19 protein-coding genes are annotated in these 16,671 nt (G+C 72.3%); 13 read left to right on the top strand and 6 right to left on the bottom strand.

Features of this window, described 5'->3' with window-relative positions; all coding sequences use genetic code 11:
* Positions 1-613 (top strand): trypsin-like serine peptidase (locus ACWJ6R_RS04045; protein WP_449060887.1); only part of this gene is annotated, 613 nt, incomplete at its 5' end.
* A 160-nt stretch (positions 614-773) separates the two neighbouring features.
* Here the strand turns inward: ACWJ6R_RS04045 and ACWJ6R_RS04050 are convergent.
* On the bottom strand, positions 774-2,132 hold the full coding sequence (locus tag ACWJ6R_RS04050; RefSeq protein ID WP_449060888.1) for a hypothetical protein: 1,359 nt from the start codon (positions 2,130-2,132) through the stop codon (positions 774-776).
* 212 nt (positions 2,133-2,344) lie between these two features.
* Positions 2,345-3,538 (bottom strand): NAD(P)-dependent malic enzyme, encoded by a 1,194-nt coding sequence (locus ACWJ6R_RS04055; RefSeq protein WP_449060889.1) that lies wholly within the window; start codon positions 3,536-3,538, stop codon positions 2,345-2,347.
* Between the two features lie 267 nt (positions 3,539-3,805).
* Here ACWJ6R_RS04055 and ACWJ6R_RS04060 point away from each other — a divergent pair, with 267 nt between their 5' ends.
* Positions 3,806-4,351, top strand: coding sequence for a CGNR zinc finger domain-containing protein (locus tag ACWJ6R_RS04060; RefSeq protein WP_449060890.1), 546 nt, complete (start codon positions 3,806-3,808; stop codon positions 4,349-4,351).
* Here ACWJ6R_RS04060 and ACWJ6R_RS04065 read toward each other — a convergent pair.
* On the bottom strand, positions 4,306-4,614 hold the full coding sequence (locus tag ACWJ6R_RS04065) for a S24 family peptidase (RefSeq protein ID WP_449060891.1): 309 nt from the start codon (positions 4,612-4,614) through the stop codon (positions 4,306-4,308). The genes ACWJ6R_RS04060 and ACWJ6R_RS04065 overlap by 46 nt on opposite strands.
* Before the next feature lie 91 nt (positions 4,615-4,705).
* On the opposite strand from ACWJ6R_RS04065, the gene sodN reads away from it, so the two are divergent.
* The 3 genes from sodN to ACWJ6R_RS04080 all read left to right on the top strand — a co-directional run bounded on the left by sodN (position 4,706) and on the right by ACWJ6R_RS04080 (position 6,533).
* Positions 4,706-5,107, top strand: coding sequence for a superoxide dismutase, Ni (gene sodN, locus ACWJ6R_RS04070; protein WP_449060892.1), 402 nt, complete (start codon positions 4,706-4,708; stop codon positions 5,105-5,107).
* A 203-nt stretch (positions 5,108-5,310) separates the two neighbouring features.
* A complete protein-coding gene (locus tag ACWJ6R_RS04075; RefSeq protein ID WP_449060893.1) occupies positions 5,311-5,736 on the top strand; it encodes an anti-sigma factor in 426 nt (141 codons plus the stop codon).
* A 17-nt stretch (positions 5,737-5,753) separates the two neighbouring features.
* Positions 5,754-6,533, top strand: coding sequence for an RNA polymerase sigma factor SigF (locus ACWJ6R_RS04080; RefSeq protein WP_203872270.1), 780 nt, complete (start codon positions 5,754-5,756; stop codon positions 6,531-6,533).
* Positions 6,534-6,538: 5 nt separating this feature from the next.
* Here the strand turns inward: ACWJ6R_RS04080 and ACWJ6R_RS04085 are convergent, their stop codons facing one another.
* Complete coding sequence (locus tag ACWJ6R_RS04085; RefSeq protein ID WP_449060894.1) at positions 6,539-6,952, bottom strand: hypothetical protein; 414 nt, start codon at positions 6,950-6,952, stop codon at positions 6,539-6,541.
* Positions 6,953-7,029: 77 nt separating this feature from the next.
* Here ACWJ6R_RS04085 and ACWJ6R_RS04090 point away from each other — a divergent pair, with 77 nt between their 5' ends.
* Together ACWJ6R_RS04090 and ACWJ6R_RS04095 are read left to right on the top strand one after the other, a co-directional pair.
* Positions 7,030-7,974, top strand: coding sequence for a diacylglycerol/lipid kinase family protein (locus tag ACWJ6R_RS04090; protein ID WP_449060895.1), 945 nt, complete (start codon positions 7,030-7,032; stop codon positions 7,972-7,974).
* Positions 7,975-8,254: 280 nt separating this feature from the next.
* Positions 8,255-8,509 carry a WhiB family transcriptional regulator gene (locus ACWJ6R_RS04095; RefSeq protein ID WP_449060896.1) on the top strand — a complete coding sequence of 85 codons (255 nt, stop codon included), beginning with the start codon at positions 8,255-8,257 and terminating at the stop codon, positions 8,507-8,509.
* A 56-nt stretch (positions 8,510-8,565) separates the two neighbouring features.
* Here ACWJ6R_RS04095 and ACWJ6R_RS04100 read toward each other — a convergent pair whose 3' ends face one another.
* Positions 8,566-10,212 carry a sensor histidine kinase gene (locus tag ACWJ6R_RS04100; protein ID WP_449060903.1) on the bottom strand — a complete coding sequence of 549 codons (1,647 nt, stop codon included), beginning with the start codon at positions 10,210-10,212 and terminating at the stop codon, positions 8,566-8,568.
* A gap of 86 nt (positions 10,213-10,298) precedes the next feature.
* Between ACWJ6R_RS04100 and ACWJ6R_RS04105 the strand changes: the two genes are divergently transcribed.
* The 5 genes from ACWJ6R_RS04105 (at position 10,299) to ACWJ6R_RS04125 (ending at position 16,005) form a co-directional block, all read left to right on the top strand.
* The gene (locus ACWJ6R_RS04105; protein WP_449060897.1) at positions 10,299-11,459 is read left to right on the top strand and encodes an 8-amino-7-oxononanoate synthase; all 1,161 of its coding nucleotides are present in this window, start codon (positions 10,299-10,301) and stop codon (positions 11,457-11,459) included.
* An 85-nt stretch (positions 11,460-11,544) separates the two neighbouring features.
* Positions 11,545-12,264 (top strand): GntR family transcriptional regulator, encoded by a 720-nt coding sequence (locus ACWJ6R_RS04110; RefSeq protein WP_068897754.1) that lies wholly within the window; start codon positions 11,545-11,547, stop codon positions 12,262-12,264.
* A gap of 59 nt (positions 12,265-12,323) precedes the next feature.
* Positions 12,324-13,046 (top strand): dethiobiotin synthase, encoded by a 723-nt coding sequence (bioD, locus tag ACWJ6R_RS04115; protein ID WP_449060898.1) that lies wholly within the window; start codon positions 12,324-12,326, stop codon positions 13,044-13,046.
* A gap of 147 nt (positions 13,047-13,193) precedes the next feature.
* Entirely contained in the window at positions 13,194-14,189 is a 996-nt protein-coding gene (gene bioB, locus ACWJ6R_RS04120; protein WP_449060899.1) for a biotin synthase BioB, read from the top strand.
* A 169-nt stretch (positions 14,190-14,358) separates the two neighbouring features.
* On the top strand, positions 14,359-16,005 hold the full coding sequence (locus tag ACWJ6R_RS04125) for an acetolactate synthase (protein WP_449060900.1): 1,647 nt from the start codon (positions 14,359-14,361) through the stop codon (positions 16,003-16,005).
* 54 nt (positions 16,006-16,059) lie between these two features.
* Here ACWJ6R_RS04125 and ACWJ6R_RS04130 read toward each other — a convergent pair whose 3' ends face one another.
* Complete coding sequence (locus tag ACWJ6R_RS04130) at positions 16,060-16,317, bottom strand: PASTA domain-containing protein (RefSeq protein ID WP_449060901.1); 258 nt, start codon at positions 16,315-16,317, stop codon at positions 16,060-16,062.
* A gap of 96 nt (positions 16,318-16,413) precedes the next feature.
* Between ACWJ6R_RS04130 and ACWJ6R_RS04135 the strand changes: the two genes are divergently transcribed.
* On the top strand, positions 16,414-16,671 hold a 258-nt coding region (locus tag ACWJ6R_RS04135), incomplete at its 3' end, for a hypothetical protein (RefSeq protein WP_449060902.1).

Consider the following 16,671-nt stretch of genomic DNA (forward strand, 5'->3'; position numbering starts at 1 on the left):
GGACGAGTGGACCAAGCTGGACAAGGACCCCAAGAACCTGGGCACCCTCAGCAAGGAGGGCCAGCCCTTCTCGGTCACCCGCTACTACGTCCAGCAGTGGGTCAAGCCGGGCTCGGACCTCAAGTACTACAAGAAGGTCCACGTCATCCTCGGCCTCGTCAAGGACGTCGGCCGCCTCGGTGACACCGTCGGCGGCCAGGGCTTCGCCTGGAACCAGAAGGTCGGCCAGCCGGTCTACGCCTTCGGCTACCCCGGCGAGGCGCACCCCGACGGAGACAAGCCGTTCACCGGCGTGACCATGAAGTACTGCTACGGCAGGACCAACACCCGCACCTACGCCGCCAACGCCTACGAGATCCAGAACCACCTGGCGCTGAAGTGCTCGATGACCGGCGGCGCCGACGGCGGCCCCTGGCTGTTGAAGTACAGCAACGCCAAGCGCCTCGGCTACGTCAACGGCGTGACCAGCGCCTTCCACGACCAGGACGGCAACGACCGGGTGGACTTCATCAGCTCGCCGTACTTCGACGGTGACGCCGCGGGCGTCTACCGCGAGGCGCTCAGGGTCCGCGACGCGCGGATCGTCGGCGACAAGGGCGAGCTCCTCAAGTAAGGGCTCAAGCAGGAGCACGGCGCCGCCCCCGCAGGGCGGAGGAAAGGGGTCCGGCACGCCGCCGGGCCCCTTCTCGCGTCCTCCCGCTCCCCGCTCACGCCGGGACGAGCCCCCTGGCCCGCTCCCCGCTCACGCCGAGGCGAGCCCATCCGCCCGCCGGTCAGGCCGGGGTGAGCTCCCTGATCCGCTCGTCCAGCTCCACCACCGGGGGCTCCGCGGCGTACGGGTCCAGCCGCCGGCGCAGGTCGGTCACGTAGGAGCGGGTCCGGGCCGACTGAAGGCCCCCCGCCAGCTCCAGCGCCTCGCCCGCCGCCGTGCAGGCCTCCTCCAGCTCGCCGCACTCCAGCAGCCCCGCCGCCAGCAGCGACAGGTTGAACATGCGCCCGCGCACGAACCGCCCGTCCATCTCCAGCGACCGCCGCGCGTGCCGTACGGCCTGCGTCCCGTCGCGCAGGTCGCGGAAGCAGTGGGCGACCTTGGCCGACAGGTAGGCCTCGTCGAAGTAGGCGATCCACTCGGGCTCGTCGCCGGGCTTCCTGCGGTCGAAGGCCAGCTCCGCCTGGTGCAGCGCGGCGCGGCAGGCCGTACGGTCGCCCAGCAGCGCCTGCGCGTGCGCCTCCAGCACGTGCGCCTCGGCCAGCAGGGAGAAGACCCCCGCGCGCTGGGCCGAGAGCTGGGCGGCCCGGGCGAGGTCGAGGGCGTGGGCGGGCTGCCCGATGTAGGCGGCCTGGTGGCTCATCCCGGCGAGGATCTCCCCGCCGAGACCGTGGTCCCCCGCTCCCCGGGCCAGGCGCAGCGCCTGGATGAGGTAGCGCTGGGCGACCCCGTGGTGCTCCAGGTCGTAGGCCATCCAGCCGGCCAGCCGGGTCAGCTCGGCGGCGGCCGAGGCGAGCTCCCTGCCGGTGGCCTCGGCGTAGGAGCCGTCGTTGAGCAGCGGGGCGACGGCCGTGTCGAGGTACTTCACCACCGCCGAGCGGATCCGGCCGCCGCCGAACCGGTTGTCCAGCTCGCCGAAGGACCGGGTGACCTCCCGGATCGCGGCGATGTCGGCCATGCCCACCCGCCGGGAGCCGCCCGCGGCGGGGCGGGCCTCCGCGGGGAGGGTCAGCCAGCGCACCGCTCCGACCGAACCGGCTCCGATAGCGAAGGTGGAGTCGACCAGGAACCGCCGCCGCTCCACGTCCGCCCGCCACAATGCCGTCACGCTCGCGACCCCCTCGTGCCAGGTGTGCGGGAACTCCTGCCCCACATCGAGGGGGGTAGTCGTCGCGGACATGTCCATGTCCTCCGGGGTGACCGTCCGGCCGAGGCGCAGCGAGAAGATCTCCGCGAGCAGGGCCGGGACCGGCTCGCGCGGGCGCTGGCCGCCGAGCCAGCGCAGGACGGAGCTGTGGTCGTACTTCAGCCCGGACAGGCCGCGCGCCCGGCCGAGCTCGTTGAGGTTGCGGGCCAACCCCTTGTAGGTGAACCCGGCCTCGGCGATGAGCCGCTGGAGGGAGCGGTTCGGCTGGCGTTCCATCGTTCTCCTCGCCGTCGAGAATCACCGGAGCGCATGAGGGCGCGCACGGGCCGTCCGCGGGCTCACCGATTGCCCGCGCGCGCCCCGCCCGGAAGGTAAAAGTAACGGAGAGAACTTGTTATAGCACGTTCCGTAAAAGAATTGAGATTCATCGGTAAAGAAGACGCCCCCGCCGGTCGGGCGGGGGCGTCTTCGGGGAGGACCGGCGCGGGCTAGAGCCGGGCGACCCCGTCGGCCCGGGCCTGGGAGACGACCGCGGCGGTGACCGCGGGGGCGACCCGCTCGTCGAACGGGCTGGGGATCACGTAGTCGGCCGAGAGCTCGTCGTCGCCGACCACGGCGGCCAGCGCCTCGGCGGCGGCGACCTTCATGTTCTCGGTGATGGTGGTGGCCCGCACGTCGAGCGCCCCGCGGAAGACGCCGGGGAAGGCCAGCACGTTGTTGATCTGGTTGGGGAAGTCCGAGCGGCCGGTGGCGACCACCCGGGCGTGCTTCCTGGCGACCTCGGGGTGGACCTCGGGCGTCGGGTTGGACAGCGCGAAGACGATCGCGTCGGGCGCCATCGAGGCGATGGCCCGCTCGGAGACCGTCGAGCCCGACAGTCCGACGAACACGTCGGCCCCGGCCAGCGCCTCCTCGGTGGAGCCGCGCAGGTCCGCCCGGTTCGTGTCGCGGGCCAGCGCCTCCTTGACCGGGTTGAGGTCGCCGCGGCCCCGGTGAACGATGCCCTTGGAGTCGGAGACCGCGATGTCGCCGATGCCGGCGTTCAGCAGGATGCGGCTGACCGCGACGCCGGAGGCGCCGGCGCCCGCCACCACGGCCCGCAGGTCGCCCAGCGAGCGGCCGGTCAGCCGGGCGGCGTTCTTCAGCGCGGCGAGCACGACGATCGCGGTGCCGTGCTGGTCGTCGTGGAAGACCGGGATGTCCAGCAGTTCGCGCAGCCGGTCCTCGACCTCGAAGCACCGGGGCGCGCTGATGTCCTCCAGGTTGATGCCGCCGAACGAGGGCGCCAGCCGGACGACGGTCTCGACCAGGGCGTCCACGTCGGTGCAGTCGAGGCAGATCGGCACGGCGTCGACGCCGGCGAACTCCTTGAACAGCAGGGCCTTGCCCTCCATGACGGGCATGGCGGCGGCGGGACCGATGTCACCGAGCCCGAGCACCGCGGTGCCGTCGGAGACGACGGCCACGACGTTCGAGACCCAGGTGTAGTCGGATGCGAGCTCGGGCTCCTCGGCGATCGCGGTGCAGACCTTGGCCACGCCCGGGGTGTAGGCGAGGGACAGGTCGTCGGCGTTGCGGACCGGGACGGTGGAGCGGACCTCCAGCTTGCCCCCGCGGTGCAGGGCGAAGGCCGGATCCAGATCGAGGGCTTCGATGGAGATGGAAGAGGGCGAGATTGCCACAGCGACCCCTGTAATCAGTCAGACGGACATTTCCTTCGTAGGCGCCGCAGGAGGCTGGCCCGGCTTCGGTAGCCGCTCGGGACGTGCTCGCTGGAGACGGTCGCCTGGAGGGGTTCGGGGGTCACCCGTTGCTCGATTGTGCCACATGGTGAGACTCCGGCAGGTGACAGGTGGCGCACACTTTCGTTACCGGGGACGTTAACCCGCTCACATGTAATACTTGAACCCCTGAACACCCCTTACCCCGACTCCCCTACGGAAACTCCGGTGGACCTGATCTCCTACGCCGAGCTGGCCGTGCTGCTCGTCAACGGCCCCGACCGCCTCGCCGGCCTGGAAGGGCTGCGGGCCCTGCTGGAGGAGAGCGGCCGCCCCCCGCGGGCCGACCGCCTCACCCCCGGGGACCTCGACGCCCTGCGCGGGCTGCGCGAGGAGCTCGTGGCCGTCTTCGAGGCCGCGGCCGGCGGGAACGAGCGGGGGGTCGTCGACCGGCTCAACGCGCTGCTCCGCCGCCACCCGGTCCACCCGCAGATCGCCGACCACGACGGCGAGCCGTGGCACCTGCACCTCACCGAGGGCGGGCGCTTCTGCGACCAGTACATCGTGGGCGCGGTGATGGGCCTGGCCACCATCGTCACCGACCTCGGCCCCGACCGGCTCGGCCTCTGCCGGGCGGCGCCGTGCCGCCGGGCCTACCTCGACACCTCCTCCAACCGGTCCCGGCGCTACTGCTCGGAGCGGTGCGCCAGCCGGGCGAACGTCGCCGCCTACCGGGCCCGGAAGAAGGTCGGCCAGGACAGCGGCGGCCGGTAGCGCGCGACCACCCGGCCCACCACCGGGACCGGGCCGAAGTCCCAGCTGTCCCGGCGGCCGGGGGCGCGCTGGTTGTCGCTCTCCAGCCACCAGCCCTCGCCGTCGCGCCACGCGGCGCGTTTGACGATCAGCCGGGACTCGTCGGCGGGGAGCCGGGCGAGGACGAGGTCCCCGGCCCGGACCGGGGCGCCGCGCCGTACCCAGAGCCAGTCGCCGGGGCGCAGCGCGGGCAGCATGGAATCCCCCTCGACACGGACTCTCATGAGCGGGAACCCCTTTCAGCGCGGGCCTGGCGGAGGCGAGTAAGGTCGTTCGAGGACCATGCTGATCTCAGCATCAAGGAAGGATTTTCCGATGCTCGCACGACTTCTGCGCCCCAGGCACGTCGCGTCCGCCCACTGCGACCTGCCCTGCGGCGTGTACGACCCGGCCCAGGCCCGCATCGAGGCCGAGTCCGTCAAGGCCATCATGGAGAAGTACGCCGCCAACGAGGACCCGGTCTTCCGCACGCGCGCGCTGGTCATCAAGGAGGAGCGGGCCCAGCTGGTCAAGCACCACCTGTGGGTGCTGTGGACCGACTACTTCAAGCCGCAGCACCTGGAGGCCTACCCTCAGCTGCACCAGCTGTTCTGGGAGGCCACCAAGCTGGCGGGCGCCGCCGCGGCCAAGGGCACCGTCGACTCCTCCAAGGCCGACGAGCTCCTGGCCAAGATCGAGGAGATCTCCAAGATCTTCTGGGAGACCAAGGCCGCCTGATCCGCCGCCGCCCGATCCGCCGCGGGATCGGCGACCGCGCAGGGCACGGCGTACCGGCGCCCCGCGGGGTGCCGGTACGCCGCTCCTCCCACCTCGCGGAACGCCCTTTTTTCCCGTTCCAAATCATCCGGATCGCGAGTCTGATCGGGCCAACAGCCACCTGGGGACGGTAGGTTGCAGTCAGCGACCTTGCGAGGAGGAACGTGACTGAGCACACCGAGGCGCCCGCGGTCGACGCGGGCGGGATCCGTGACGTGGTGAGCGTCCGGCTGCCGGCTGTGAGCGCATATCTGTCCGTTTTACGTACGGCCACCGCAGGGCTGGCCGCCCGTCTGGACTTCACGCTGGACGAGATCGAGGATCTCCGGATCGCGGTCGACGAGGCGTGTGCGATGTTGTTGACCCAGGCCGTCCCGGGCACCGACCTGACGGCCGAGTTCGAGCTCACCGGGCAGGAGATGCGGGTCCGGGTCGAGGTCAGCACGGTGGGCAGCTCCCCGCCCAAGCGCGACGAGTTCGCCTGGATGGTGCTCACCGCCCTGGCCGACGACGTGGACGCCGTCACCGACTTCCCCGACCGTATGGCGATCGTGCTCCGCAAGCGTCGAGGCGCGGCGAGGCCGGCGTGACGGAAAGGACTCGTGCCATGGCCACCAGCGACCACGCGGTCCCCGACAGGGTTCGCGCGCGCACGCTCTTCGGTGAACTGGCGGAGTTGACCCCCGACGACCCGCGACGCCAGCGCATCCGTGACGAGCTCGTCGAGCTCCACCTGCCCCTGGTCGAATACCTCGCCCGGCGCTTCCGCAACCGGGGCGAGTGGCTCGACGACCTGACGCAGGTCGCCACCATCGGCCTGATCAAGTCGATCGACCGCTTCGACCTGGACCGCGGGGTGGAGTTCTCCACCTACGCCACGCCCACCATCGTGGGCGAGATCAAGCGGCACTTCCGCGACAAGGGCTGGGCGGTCCGGGTGCCGCGCCGCCTGCAGGAGCTGAAGCTCTCGCTCACCAAGGCGATCAGCGAGCTCTCGCAGCGCGAGGGGCGGGCGCCCACCGTCGCCGAGCTCGCGGCGTTCCTGAAGATGACCGAGGAGGAGGTGCTCGAGGGTCTGGAGTCGGCCAACGCCTACTCCACGGTCTCCCTGGACGCCCCCGATTCCGGGGACGACGACGCGCCCGCGGTGGCCGACTCCCTGGGCATCGTGGACGACTCCCTGGAGGGCGTCGAGTACCGCGAGTCGCTCAAGCCGCTGCTCGAACGGCTCCCGCCGCGCGAGAAGCGGATCCTGCTGCTGCGGTTCTTCGGCAACATGACGCAGTCGCAGATCGCCACCGAACTGGGCATCTCGCAGATGCACGTCTCCCGGCTGCTGGCCAGGACCCTGACCCAGCTCCGCGAGGGCCTCACGGCCGAAGACTGACCCGCTCAGGCCCCGTCGCTCCCGACCCCGTCCGACGGCTCCGCGTCCCCGTAGAGGATCCGGGTCGTCGGCGGGGAGAGCAGCGCGGCCAGCGCGGTCACCACCGCGGCGGCCAGGAGGCCGCCGGGCAGCGCCCGGTCCGACTGGAAGAGCGTGACCACGACCGGGACCATGAAGATCTGGGTCAGCACCCCCGGGCTCCGCGTCCACTTCTCGGCCCGCAGCAGTCCCCAGGCCACCCGGAGCAGGATCGCTCCCACGAGGAGCCCGAAACCGGCGACGAAGGCCGAGCTCATCGCGTCGGACGGGTTCCCGGCCACGGTCTCGACCGCGACGTAGCCGCCGAGGAGCAGGGCGGTGAGTCCTTCCAGCGCGAGGACGGCGGCGGCGACGGTGAGGGTCGGCGGGCGGTTCTGCACAGGGCAACCCTACAGCCGACGCCGATAGACACCCCTTTCGCCGCCTCTGTGCCGTTATTGCCGGATACGCTGACGCCATGCGCGCGATGCTCCTGGTGAACCCCAAGGCCACGACCACCAACCAGCGGACGCGGGACGTGCTCATCAGGGCGCTGGGCGCGACGATGGAGCTGACGGTCGAGGAGACCGGCTACCGGGGGCACGCGGCCCACCTCGCCCGTACGGCCCACGCCGACGGGTTCGGCGTGGTCGCGGTGCTCGGCGGCGACGGCACGATCAACGAGACGGTGAACGGCCTGCTCGACGCCGAGGACGGCGAGGTGGCGGCCGACCGGCCGGCGCTGCTGGTGATCCCCGGCGGGAGCGCGAACGTGTTCGCCCGGGCGCTCGGCCTGCCGAACGACCCGGTCGAGGCCACCGGGGTGGTGCTGGAGGCGGTCGGCCGCGACCGGCGGCGCACGGTCGGGCTCGGCCGGGCCCTCTGGGACGGGCAGAGCCGCTACTTCACCTTCTGCAGCGGCCTGGGATACGACGCCGAGGTCATCCGGGCGGTCGAGGGGATGCGCGGCACGGGCCGCAAGGCCACTCCGGCGCGCTACGTGAACACCGCGCTGCGCCACTACCTGTCGACCGACAAGCGCCGCGCCGCGATCCGCCTGGAGGGCCCCGGGGTGCCGCCGGCCGACGGCATCTTCATGGCGGTGGTCTCCAACACCTCGCCCTGGAGCTACGTGGGGCCCCGGCCGGTCTGCCCGACCCCGTGGGCGAGCTTCGAGACGGGCCTGGACCTGCTGGGGCTCCAGCGCCTCGGCCTGCCGTCCATGCTCAACCTGATGCCGCAGATCATGGGCACGCGCGACACCCTGCCGACCGGCCGGCACCTGGTCCAGCTCCACGACGAGAAGGAGTTCACACTGACCGCCGAGCGGCCGGTGGCCTTCCAGCTCGACGGCGACTATCTGGGGGAGGTCGAGCAGGTGATCTTCCGCTCTACCCCCAATGCGTTACAAGTACTGGCATAGCGGGTTACATATCGTCATTGTGTGACGTATCCGACACTCTTATCCCCCAAAACCTTTTACCAAACCTCTTGCCTGCCCTCTGGGTAGCTGACACTCTCAACAGTGACGTCGGAACGTAGGACCTTTGAGTGGCCACCTTCACTCTGAGATCACCGGCGATCACCGCGAACACTCCCGGACCGACCCAGGACCGGGAGGTTGCTCGCGCTTGTTAGTGAAAGTCTTCACAAAGTGAGCCGTCGGAGCCGCGCAAGGGCTCCTCTTACGAAGGAGTGGACGCATGGACTGGCGCCACCGAGCTGCCTGCCGTGACGTGGACCCCGAGCTGTTCTTCCCGATCGGCAACACCGGCCCCGCCCTGATGCAGATCGAAGAGGCCAAGCAGGTCTGCCGTACGTGCAGCGTGAGCGAGTCCTGCCTGAAGTGGGCCCTGGAGTCCGGCCAGGACGCCGGCGTCTGGGGCGGCCTGAGCGAGGACGAGCGCCGCGCCTTCAAGCGCCGCACGGCCCGCGCCCGCGCCCGCGCCACCGCCTGAGACACCGGCTGAGGCACGGCCCGCACCCGCCCCCGGCCGCTCCGCCGCAGGCCGCGTCAGGCCCCCGGCAGGGGGATCGCCAGGGTGACCTCGGTCCCGCCGCCCTGACGCGGCTCGATGGCCAGCCGCCCGGAGAGCTCCCCCACCACCAGGGTCCGTACGATCTGCAGGCCCAGGCTGGTGGACGACTCGAGGTCGAACCCCTCCGGCAGGCCGGCGCCGTCGTCGGAGACGATCACGTCCAGCCGGTCGGCCTCCCGCGAGACGATCACCTGGAGCCTGCCCGGCCGCTGCGCCAGCCCGTGCTGGACCGCGTTCTGCAGCAGCTCGGTGAGGACCATCGCCAACGGGGTGGCGATCTCCGACTTCAGCACCCCGAACGTCCCCACGCGGCGCGGCACCACCTGCGCCTCCGGGGCCGACACCTCGCTGGCCATCGCGATCACCCGGTCGGCGATGTCGTCGAAGTCCACCTGCTCCTCGGGCGTGTGGGACAGCGTCTCGTGCACGATCGCGATCGATCCGACCCGGCGCACCGCCTCCTCCAGGGCCTCCCGCCCCTCCGGCACCCGCAGCCGCCTGGCCTGCAGCCGCAGCAGCGCCGCCACCGTCTGGAGGTTGTTCTTCACCCGGTGGTGGATCTCCCGGATGGTGGCGTCCTTGGTCATCAGCTCGCGCTCGCGCCGCCGCAGCTCGGTCACGTCGCGGATGAGCACCAGCGCGCCGATCCGCCCGCCCCCGACCACCAGCGGGATCGCCCGCAGCTGCACCACCGTGCCGCCCGACTCCACCTCGGTCTCCCGGGGCTCCCGGCCGCTCGCCACGATCATCAGGTTCTCGTTGATGGGCTCGTCGGCGTAGCAGAGCGTGGCGGTCGTACGGCCCAGCTCCGCGCCGACCAGGTCCGCGGTCAGGCCCAGCCGCCGGTAGGCCGACAGGGCGTTGGGCGAGGCGTAGGTCACCCGGCCCGCCCGGTCCAGCCGGAGCAGGCCGTCGCCCACGCGCGGCGAGCGGACCAGGATCGGCTCCGCGCCGGAGAACGGGAAGCGGCCCTCGGCCACCATCTGGGCCAGGTCCGAGGCGCTCTGCAGGTAGGTGAGCTCCAGGCGGGACGGCGTGCGCGCCGACGACAGGTTCGTCGAGCGCTGGATCACCCCGAGGTAGCGCTGCCCGGGAGCCGCCCCGTTCGGCGGCCCGATGGGGGCGGTCCCGTTCGCCGCCCCGCCGGAGGCGGACCCGCCGGAGGCGGACCCGCCGGACACGGGCCTACCGGACGCGGGCTCGCTGAGCACGAGCCCACCGGACGCGGGCCCGCCGGGTGCGCATCCGCCCAGGGCGCCTCCGGCCGGGTCCGCCCGCCGTACCGGGGCCGCCCGCCGGACCGGGATGGTCTCCTCCCGCACCGGGACGCCGGTGGACCAGTCAGGGTCCCCCTCGCGGCAGATCCTCCGCTCGTCCCAGGCGGTGTCGATGAGCTCGCGCTCGCCCTTGGCGATGATCGAGCCCACCACGTCGTCGTGGTAGACGGTGGGCCCGGTGGTGGGGCGCATCTGCGCGACCGCGATCCACCCCGACCCGTCCTTCAGGGGGATCCACAGGATGAGGTCGGCGAACGACAGATCGGCCAGGAGCTGCCAGTCGGAGACCAGCGAGTGCATCCACTCGAGGTCCGCATCGTCGAGCGCGGTGTGGCGGACCGCCAGGTCGCTAAGAGTCGGCACCCGTGCATCATGCGTTCTTTGCTGGCCTGAACGCGAATCGGCCGATCCGGAACTGCGAAGATGCCCCCATGGAGCAGACCCCTGATCCCCTGGCCCGCCTGCGCACCGCGGCCGAGGCACGCCGCGCGGCAGGACTGAGGCGGACCCTGCGCGCCCGCACGCCCGACGACGACGGCCTGATCGACCTGGCCTCCAACGACTACCTCGGGCTGGCCAGGGACCCGCGGCTGGCCGAGGCCGCCGCCGAGGCCGCCCGCACCTGGGGCACCGGTTCCACCGGCTCCCGCCTGGTCACCGGCTCCACCGCGCTGCACGCCCGGCTGGAGGAGGCGCTGACCGCCTTCGCCGGAGCCGAGGGCGCGCTGGTCTTCTCCTCCGGCTACCTGGCCAACCTGGCTGCCGTCGCGGCGCTGGGCTCCGGTGCGCTGGTGGTCTCCGACGCGGGCAACCACGCCTCGATCGTGGACGCCTGCAGGCTCTCCCGCTCCCGCGTGGCGGTCACCCCGCACGGGGACGCGGCCGCCGTGGAGAAGGCCCTCGCCGACCGCGCCGAGGAGCACGCGCTCGTCGTCACCGACGCGGTCTTCTCCGTGGACGGGGACCTGGCCCCGCTGGAGGAGCTGCACGCCGCGGCCGTACGGCAGGGCGCGCTGCTGGTGGTGGACGAGGCGCACTCGCTCGGCGTGGTGGGGCCCGGCGGGCGGGGCGCGGTGTACGCCGCGGGTCTGGCCGGTGAACGGACGGTTGTGAGAACGGTCACACTGTCGAAGTCGCTGGGCTCCCAGGGCGGAGCCGTGCTCGGCGCGCCCGAGGTCGTGGAGACCCTGGTGGACACGGGCCGCTCGTTCATCTTCGACACCGGGTTGGCGCCGGGCAGCGTGGCGGCGGCACTCGCCGCGGTCGATATCCTTCACCATCAGCCCGAACTGCCCGGACGCGTGCGGACCAGAGCGAGGGAGCTGGCCTCGATGGCCCGCGAACTCGGCCTGGAGACCGGCGAGCCGGCAGGTGCGGTCGTCCCCGTCGTCCTCGGCCGGCCCGAGACCGCACTGCGGGCCGCCGCCATCTGTGCGGAACACGGAGTGCGGGCCGGATGCTTCCGGCCGCCCTCGGTGCCGGTCGGCCGCTCTTGCCTGCGGTTGACCGCGCGGGCCAATCTGAGTTCCGATGATCTCGCGGTGATCCGGGGTGCTCTCACCGCCGTCGCCGAGATGAAGGTGGGCAAGTGAGCGAACGCGGTGAGCGGGCCGGTCGGCACGGCAGGCACGGCACGGCCGGCCGGGCGGGTTCCGCGCCTGCGGGCGAGGAGCTTCCATGACGGACGACTCCCCCCGGATCCCGAAGTACTACGACGTCAAGCGGAGCCTCCTCTCCCTCACCAAGAGCCTGCCGGCGGGCAGCGCGCTGCCTCCGGAGAGGACGCTCGCGGTCCGCTTCGAGACGTCGCGGACCACCGTGCGCCAGGCGCTGTCGGAGCTCGTGGTCGAGGGCCGGCTGGTCCGCATCCAGGGCAAGGGCACGTTCGTCGCGCAGCCGAAGGTCGCCCAGGTCCTCCAGCTCACCTCCTACACCGGTGACCTGCGGACCGTCGGCCTGGAACCCGACACCAAGATCCTGGACATCAGCTACGTCACGGCCGACGAGCCGCTGGCCCGCCGGCTGGCCATCAACCCCGGCGGGCGCGTGCTCCGCATCCACCGGCTCCGCCTGGCCAACGGCGAGCCGATGTCGATCGACACCACCCACCTGTCGGCCCGCCGCTTCCCCCGGCTCCGGCGGGAGCTGGAGGTGCACTCCTCGCTGTACGAGACGCTGCACAACGCCTACAACGTGCGGCTGATGGACGCCGAGGAGATCATCGAGACCGTGCTGGCGACGCCGTACGACGCCCAGGTGCTGAGCGTCGACGTCGGCCTGCCGATGCTGCTGCTCACCCGGCACGCCTTCGACGCCGACGGCAACCCGGTGGAGTGGGCGCAGTCGCTCTACCGCGGCGACCGCTACAAGTTCGTCACCCGCCTGCGCCGCCCCTGACGGGAGCGTGCGGCACGCCGCCCCGCTCCCGCGGCCGGGCTCCCCGTAGGCTGAGGCGGATGAGCATTCTCGTGGTCACCGGGACCGACACCGGGGTGGGCAAGACGGTCGTCACGGCCGCCGTGGCGGCGCTGGCGCGGGAGCGGGGCTCGACCGTCGCGGTGGTCAAACCGGCGCAGACCGGCGTCGCCGAGAACGAGCCCGGGGACCTGGACGACGTCATCCGGCTGTCGGGGGTGACGACCACGTTCGAGCTCGCCAGGTTCCCCGATCCCCTGGCCCCGGCCGCCGCCGCGCGCGTCACGGGGCTGCCCCCGGTCTCCCTCGCGGAGGCGGCCGTGCGGATCAAGGAGCTGACCGAGTCGCACCGGCTGGTCGTCGTGGAGGGCGCGGGCGGGCTGCTCGTCCGCTTCGACGAGGAGGGGTTCACGCTCGCGGACCTGGCCCGGATGCTGCACGCGCCGGTGCTGGTGGTGGCCAGGGCCGCGCTGGGCACGCTCAACCACACCGCGCTGACGCTGGAGGCCGTGGCTGGCCGCGGTCTCGACCTGGCCGGCGTGGTGATCGGCTCGTGGCCGGCCGAGCCCGGCCTGGCCGAGCGGTGCAACGTGGCGGACCTGGAGATGCTGGCCGCCCGGCCGCTGGCGGGCGTGCTGCCGGAGGGGGCCGGCGGGCTGGACCGCGAGTCCTTCGCCCGGGTGGCGCGCTCGGGGCTGAGCCCGGTCCTGGGCGGCGGGTTCAACCCCGCCGCCTTCAGGAGCACCCTTACGCTTTCCCCGTAGTCCCTAGTCCCCGTAGTCCCCGTAGTGCCGATCAGCGCGGAACGGCGCGGAGCGGTGCCGGGCGGAGGCCTCCGCGGCCCCGCGCGGTTCCGGGTCCCCCGTTCCCTTCGTTTCCTCCTAGCCGTCACCGCAGAGTGGAGTCAGAAGTTGAGCGACATCCTCGAGATCGCCCGGGTGCAGGTCCTGGATGAGGGCCGGGGCCTCGACACGGCTCAGGCGCTGGAATGCCTGAAGCTGCCCGACGACCGCCTGGCCGACCTCCTCGCCCTCGCGCACGAGGTGCGGATGAAGTGGTGCGGCCCGGAGGTGGAGGTCGAGGGCATCGTCTCCCTCAAGACCGGCGGCTGCCCCGAGGACTGCCACTTCTGCTCCCAGTCGGGGCTGTTCCCCTCCCCGGTCCGCGCCGCCTGGCTGGACATCCCCTCGCTCGTCCAGGCGGCGAAGGAGACGGCGGCGACCGGCGCGACGGAGTTCTGCATCGTGGCCGCCGTGCGCGGGCCCGACCGGCGGCTCATGGACCAGATCCGCGAGGGCGTGGCGGCGATCCGGGAGGCGGTCGACATCAACGTCGCCTGCTCGCTGGGCATGCTCACCCCGGAGCAGGTGGAGGAGCTGGCCGCCCTCGGCGTGCACCGCTACAACCACAACCTGGAGACCGCGAAGTCGTACTTCGGCAAGGTCGTCACCACCCACACCTGGCAGGAGCGCTGGGACACCTGCCTGATGGTCCGCGAAGCCGGCATGGAGCTGTGCTGCGGCGGCATCGTGGGCATGGGCGAGACGCTGGAGCAGCGGGCCGAGTTCGCCGGGCAGCTCGGCGAGCTGGCGCCCGACGAGGTCCCGCTCAACTTCCTCAACCCGCGCCCCGGCACGCCGTTCGAGCGGTTCCCGCTGCTGGAGGGGAGCGAGGCGCTCAAGACGATCGCGGCCTTCCGGCTGGCGCTGCCCCGCACGATCCTGCGCTACGCCGGCGGCCGCGAGCTGACCCTGGGCGACCTGGGCACCCGCGACGGCATGCTCGGCGGGATCAACGCGATCATCGTCGGCAACTACCTGACCACCCTCGGCCGCACCCCCGAGCAGGACCTGGGCCTGCTGGCGGACCTGCGGATGCCGATCAAGGCGCTCTCCGACACGCTGTGATCCCGCCGTCCGCCGCGGTCATCGGAACGTGGCGGAAAGGTAACTCTCCGTATCGCGGATCTCGGTGCGCGCGCGTGTGACAGGGGGGAATCTGGGGAGGTAGAAGGCCACGAACACCCCCGAGCAACTCCCCTGTCCGGCTAAGTGACTGACTGGTAGGTTTCGCGGTATGGAGTCCCCCAAGCACGCCGGTGACATCGCGGTCGCCGTCTCCAAGGCCTACGGCATCGAAACCATGTTCACCCTGTCCGGCGGGCACGTCTTCCCGCTCTACGACGGGGCGGTGCACGAAGGCGTGTCCATCCTCGACGTACGGCACGAGCAGAGCGCGGTCTTCGCCGCCGAGGCCACCGCCCGCCTGACCCGCAGGCCCGGCCTGGCCGTGCTCACCGCGGGACCCGGCGTCACCAACGGCGTCAGCGGCGTGGCCACCGCGCACTTCAACGGCTCCCCCGTCGTCGTCATGGGAGGGCGGGCCCCCCGGTCCCGCTGGGGCTCCGGAGCGCTGCAGGAGATGGACCACCCGCCGCTGCTCGCGCCGGTCACCAAGCTCGCCTTCACCGGCTCGGGCGCCGACTCCGTCGGGCAGGACGTCGAGATGGCCTTCCGCACGGCCATCGCCCCGCACCGGGGCCCGGTCTTCCTCGACTTCCACATGGACGACCTGTTCGCCCCGGCGGCCGAGCACCGCACCGAGACGCTCACCCCCTCGCCCCTCGAACCCGACGCGGGATCCCTCGCGCAGATCGCCCGGCTGCTCGCCGAGGCCGAGCGGCCGATCCTGGTGCTCGGCTCCGACGTGTGGATGGACCGCGCCGAGGAGGTCGCCCGGAGCTTCGCCGAGGAGTACCGCCTGCCGGTCATCCCCAACGGCCAGGGCCGCGGCATCCTGCCCGCCGGGCACGAGCTGCTGGTCAACCGCGCCCGGGGGCTGGCCTTCTCCCAGGCCGACCTGGTGATCGTGGCGGGCACCCCGCTGGACTTCCGGCTCGGCTACGGCTGGTTCGGGGGGAAGGAGGGCGCGCCCCTCGCCAAGGTGGTGCACCTGGCCGACGCGCCGTCGCAGATCGCCACGCACATGAAGCCCGCCGGAGCCGCCGCCGGCGACCTGTCCCTGGTCTTCTGGGGCCTGACCTCGGCGTGCGCCGAGGCGGGCGTCTCCCCCAAGACCTACGCCCCGTGGCTGTCGACCCTGGCCGAGGCGTCCAGGGCGGCCATCGCCGGGGACGTGCAGCTGCTGGAGTCCTCCTCCGACCCGATCCACCCGATGCGGATCTACGGCGAGCTCGGCAGGATCCTCGCCGACGACGCCGTGGTGATCGGCGACGGCGGCGACTTCGTCTCCTACGCGGGCAAGTACGTCGAGCCCCGCCAGCCGGGCAACTGGCTCGACCCGGGGCCGTACGGCTGCCTGGGCACCGGCCTGGGCTACGCGATCGCCGCCCGGCTGGCCCGGCCCTCCTCGCAGGTCGTGCTGCTGCTCGGCGACGGCGCGGCCGGCTTCTCGCTGATGGACGTCGACACGCTCGTACGGCACCGCCTGCCGGTCGTGATGATCTGCGGCAACAACGGCATGTGGGGCTTGGAGAAGCACCCCATGCAGATGCTCTACGGCTACGACGTGGCCGCCGAGCTCCAGCCGCAGTGCCGCTACGACCAGGTGGTGACCGCGCTGGGCGGCGGCGGCGAGCTCGTCACCGACCCGTCGCAGATCGGTCCCGCGCTGCGCCGCGCGTTCGACTCCGGCGTGCCGTACATGGTGAACATCGCCACCGACCCGTCCGTGGCCTACCCGCGCACCACCACCGGCGTGTGAGGTCCGCCTCGGAGAAGGCCCCGGGGTCCCTTCGGACCGGGCCTCCCCCGCGGGTCAGCCCTTGGTGGCCGTGGGCGTGGGGGTCGGCATCGGGTCGCCGGCGCACTGCACCGCGTCGGCGACCAGCTCGACCGGGACCCGGGGATCCAGCATCTCCCCGGCGGGCGGGTACTGCTGGTAGACGATCCAGCACTTCTGCGTCTCCGACGCGCCGCTGTACTGGGTCTTCGCCCTGAGCCCGGCGGCCTTGAGCTGCTGGAGCGCCGCCGAGAGCGGCAGCTGGGTGACGTTCGGCACCTTCTTCTTCGCCACCGGCGTCGGGGTCGGCGTCGGCGTCGGGGTCCCCTTCGTGGGGGTGGGCTTCGGGGTCGGGGTCGGAGTCGGGGTCGGGTCGGTTCCGGCTCCTCGGTGACCTCGGGCGTGGGGTCGGGGACCTGGTGGTTCTGCGTCGGGGTGGGCTTGGGGCGCGTCCTGTTCGGCTTCGGCGACGGGCTCTTCGTCGGCTCGGTGACGGCGGGCTCGGCGCTCGGCCCCGCCGCCGCGAGCCTGTCCCTGTCGATGGACGGCACCTCGGAACCCGCCGCCATGGTGTTGATCGCCACCGCGACCAGCCCGGCGCAGACCACGACGGCGCCCGCCGAGGCCGCGGCCACCAGCCCGCCCGCG

The organism is Planomonospora algeriensis (genome assembly GCF_977012225.1).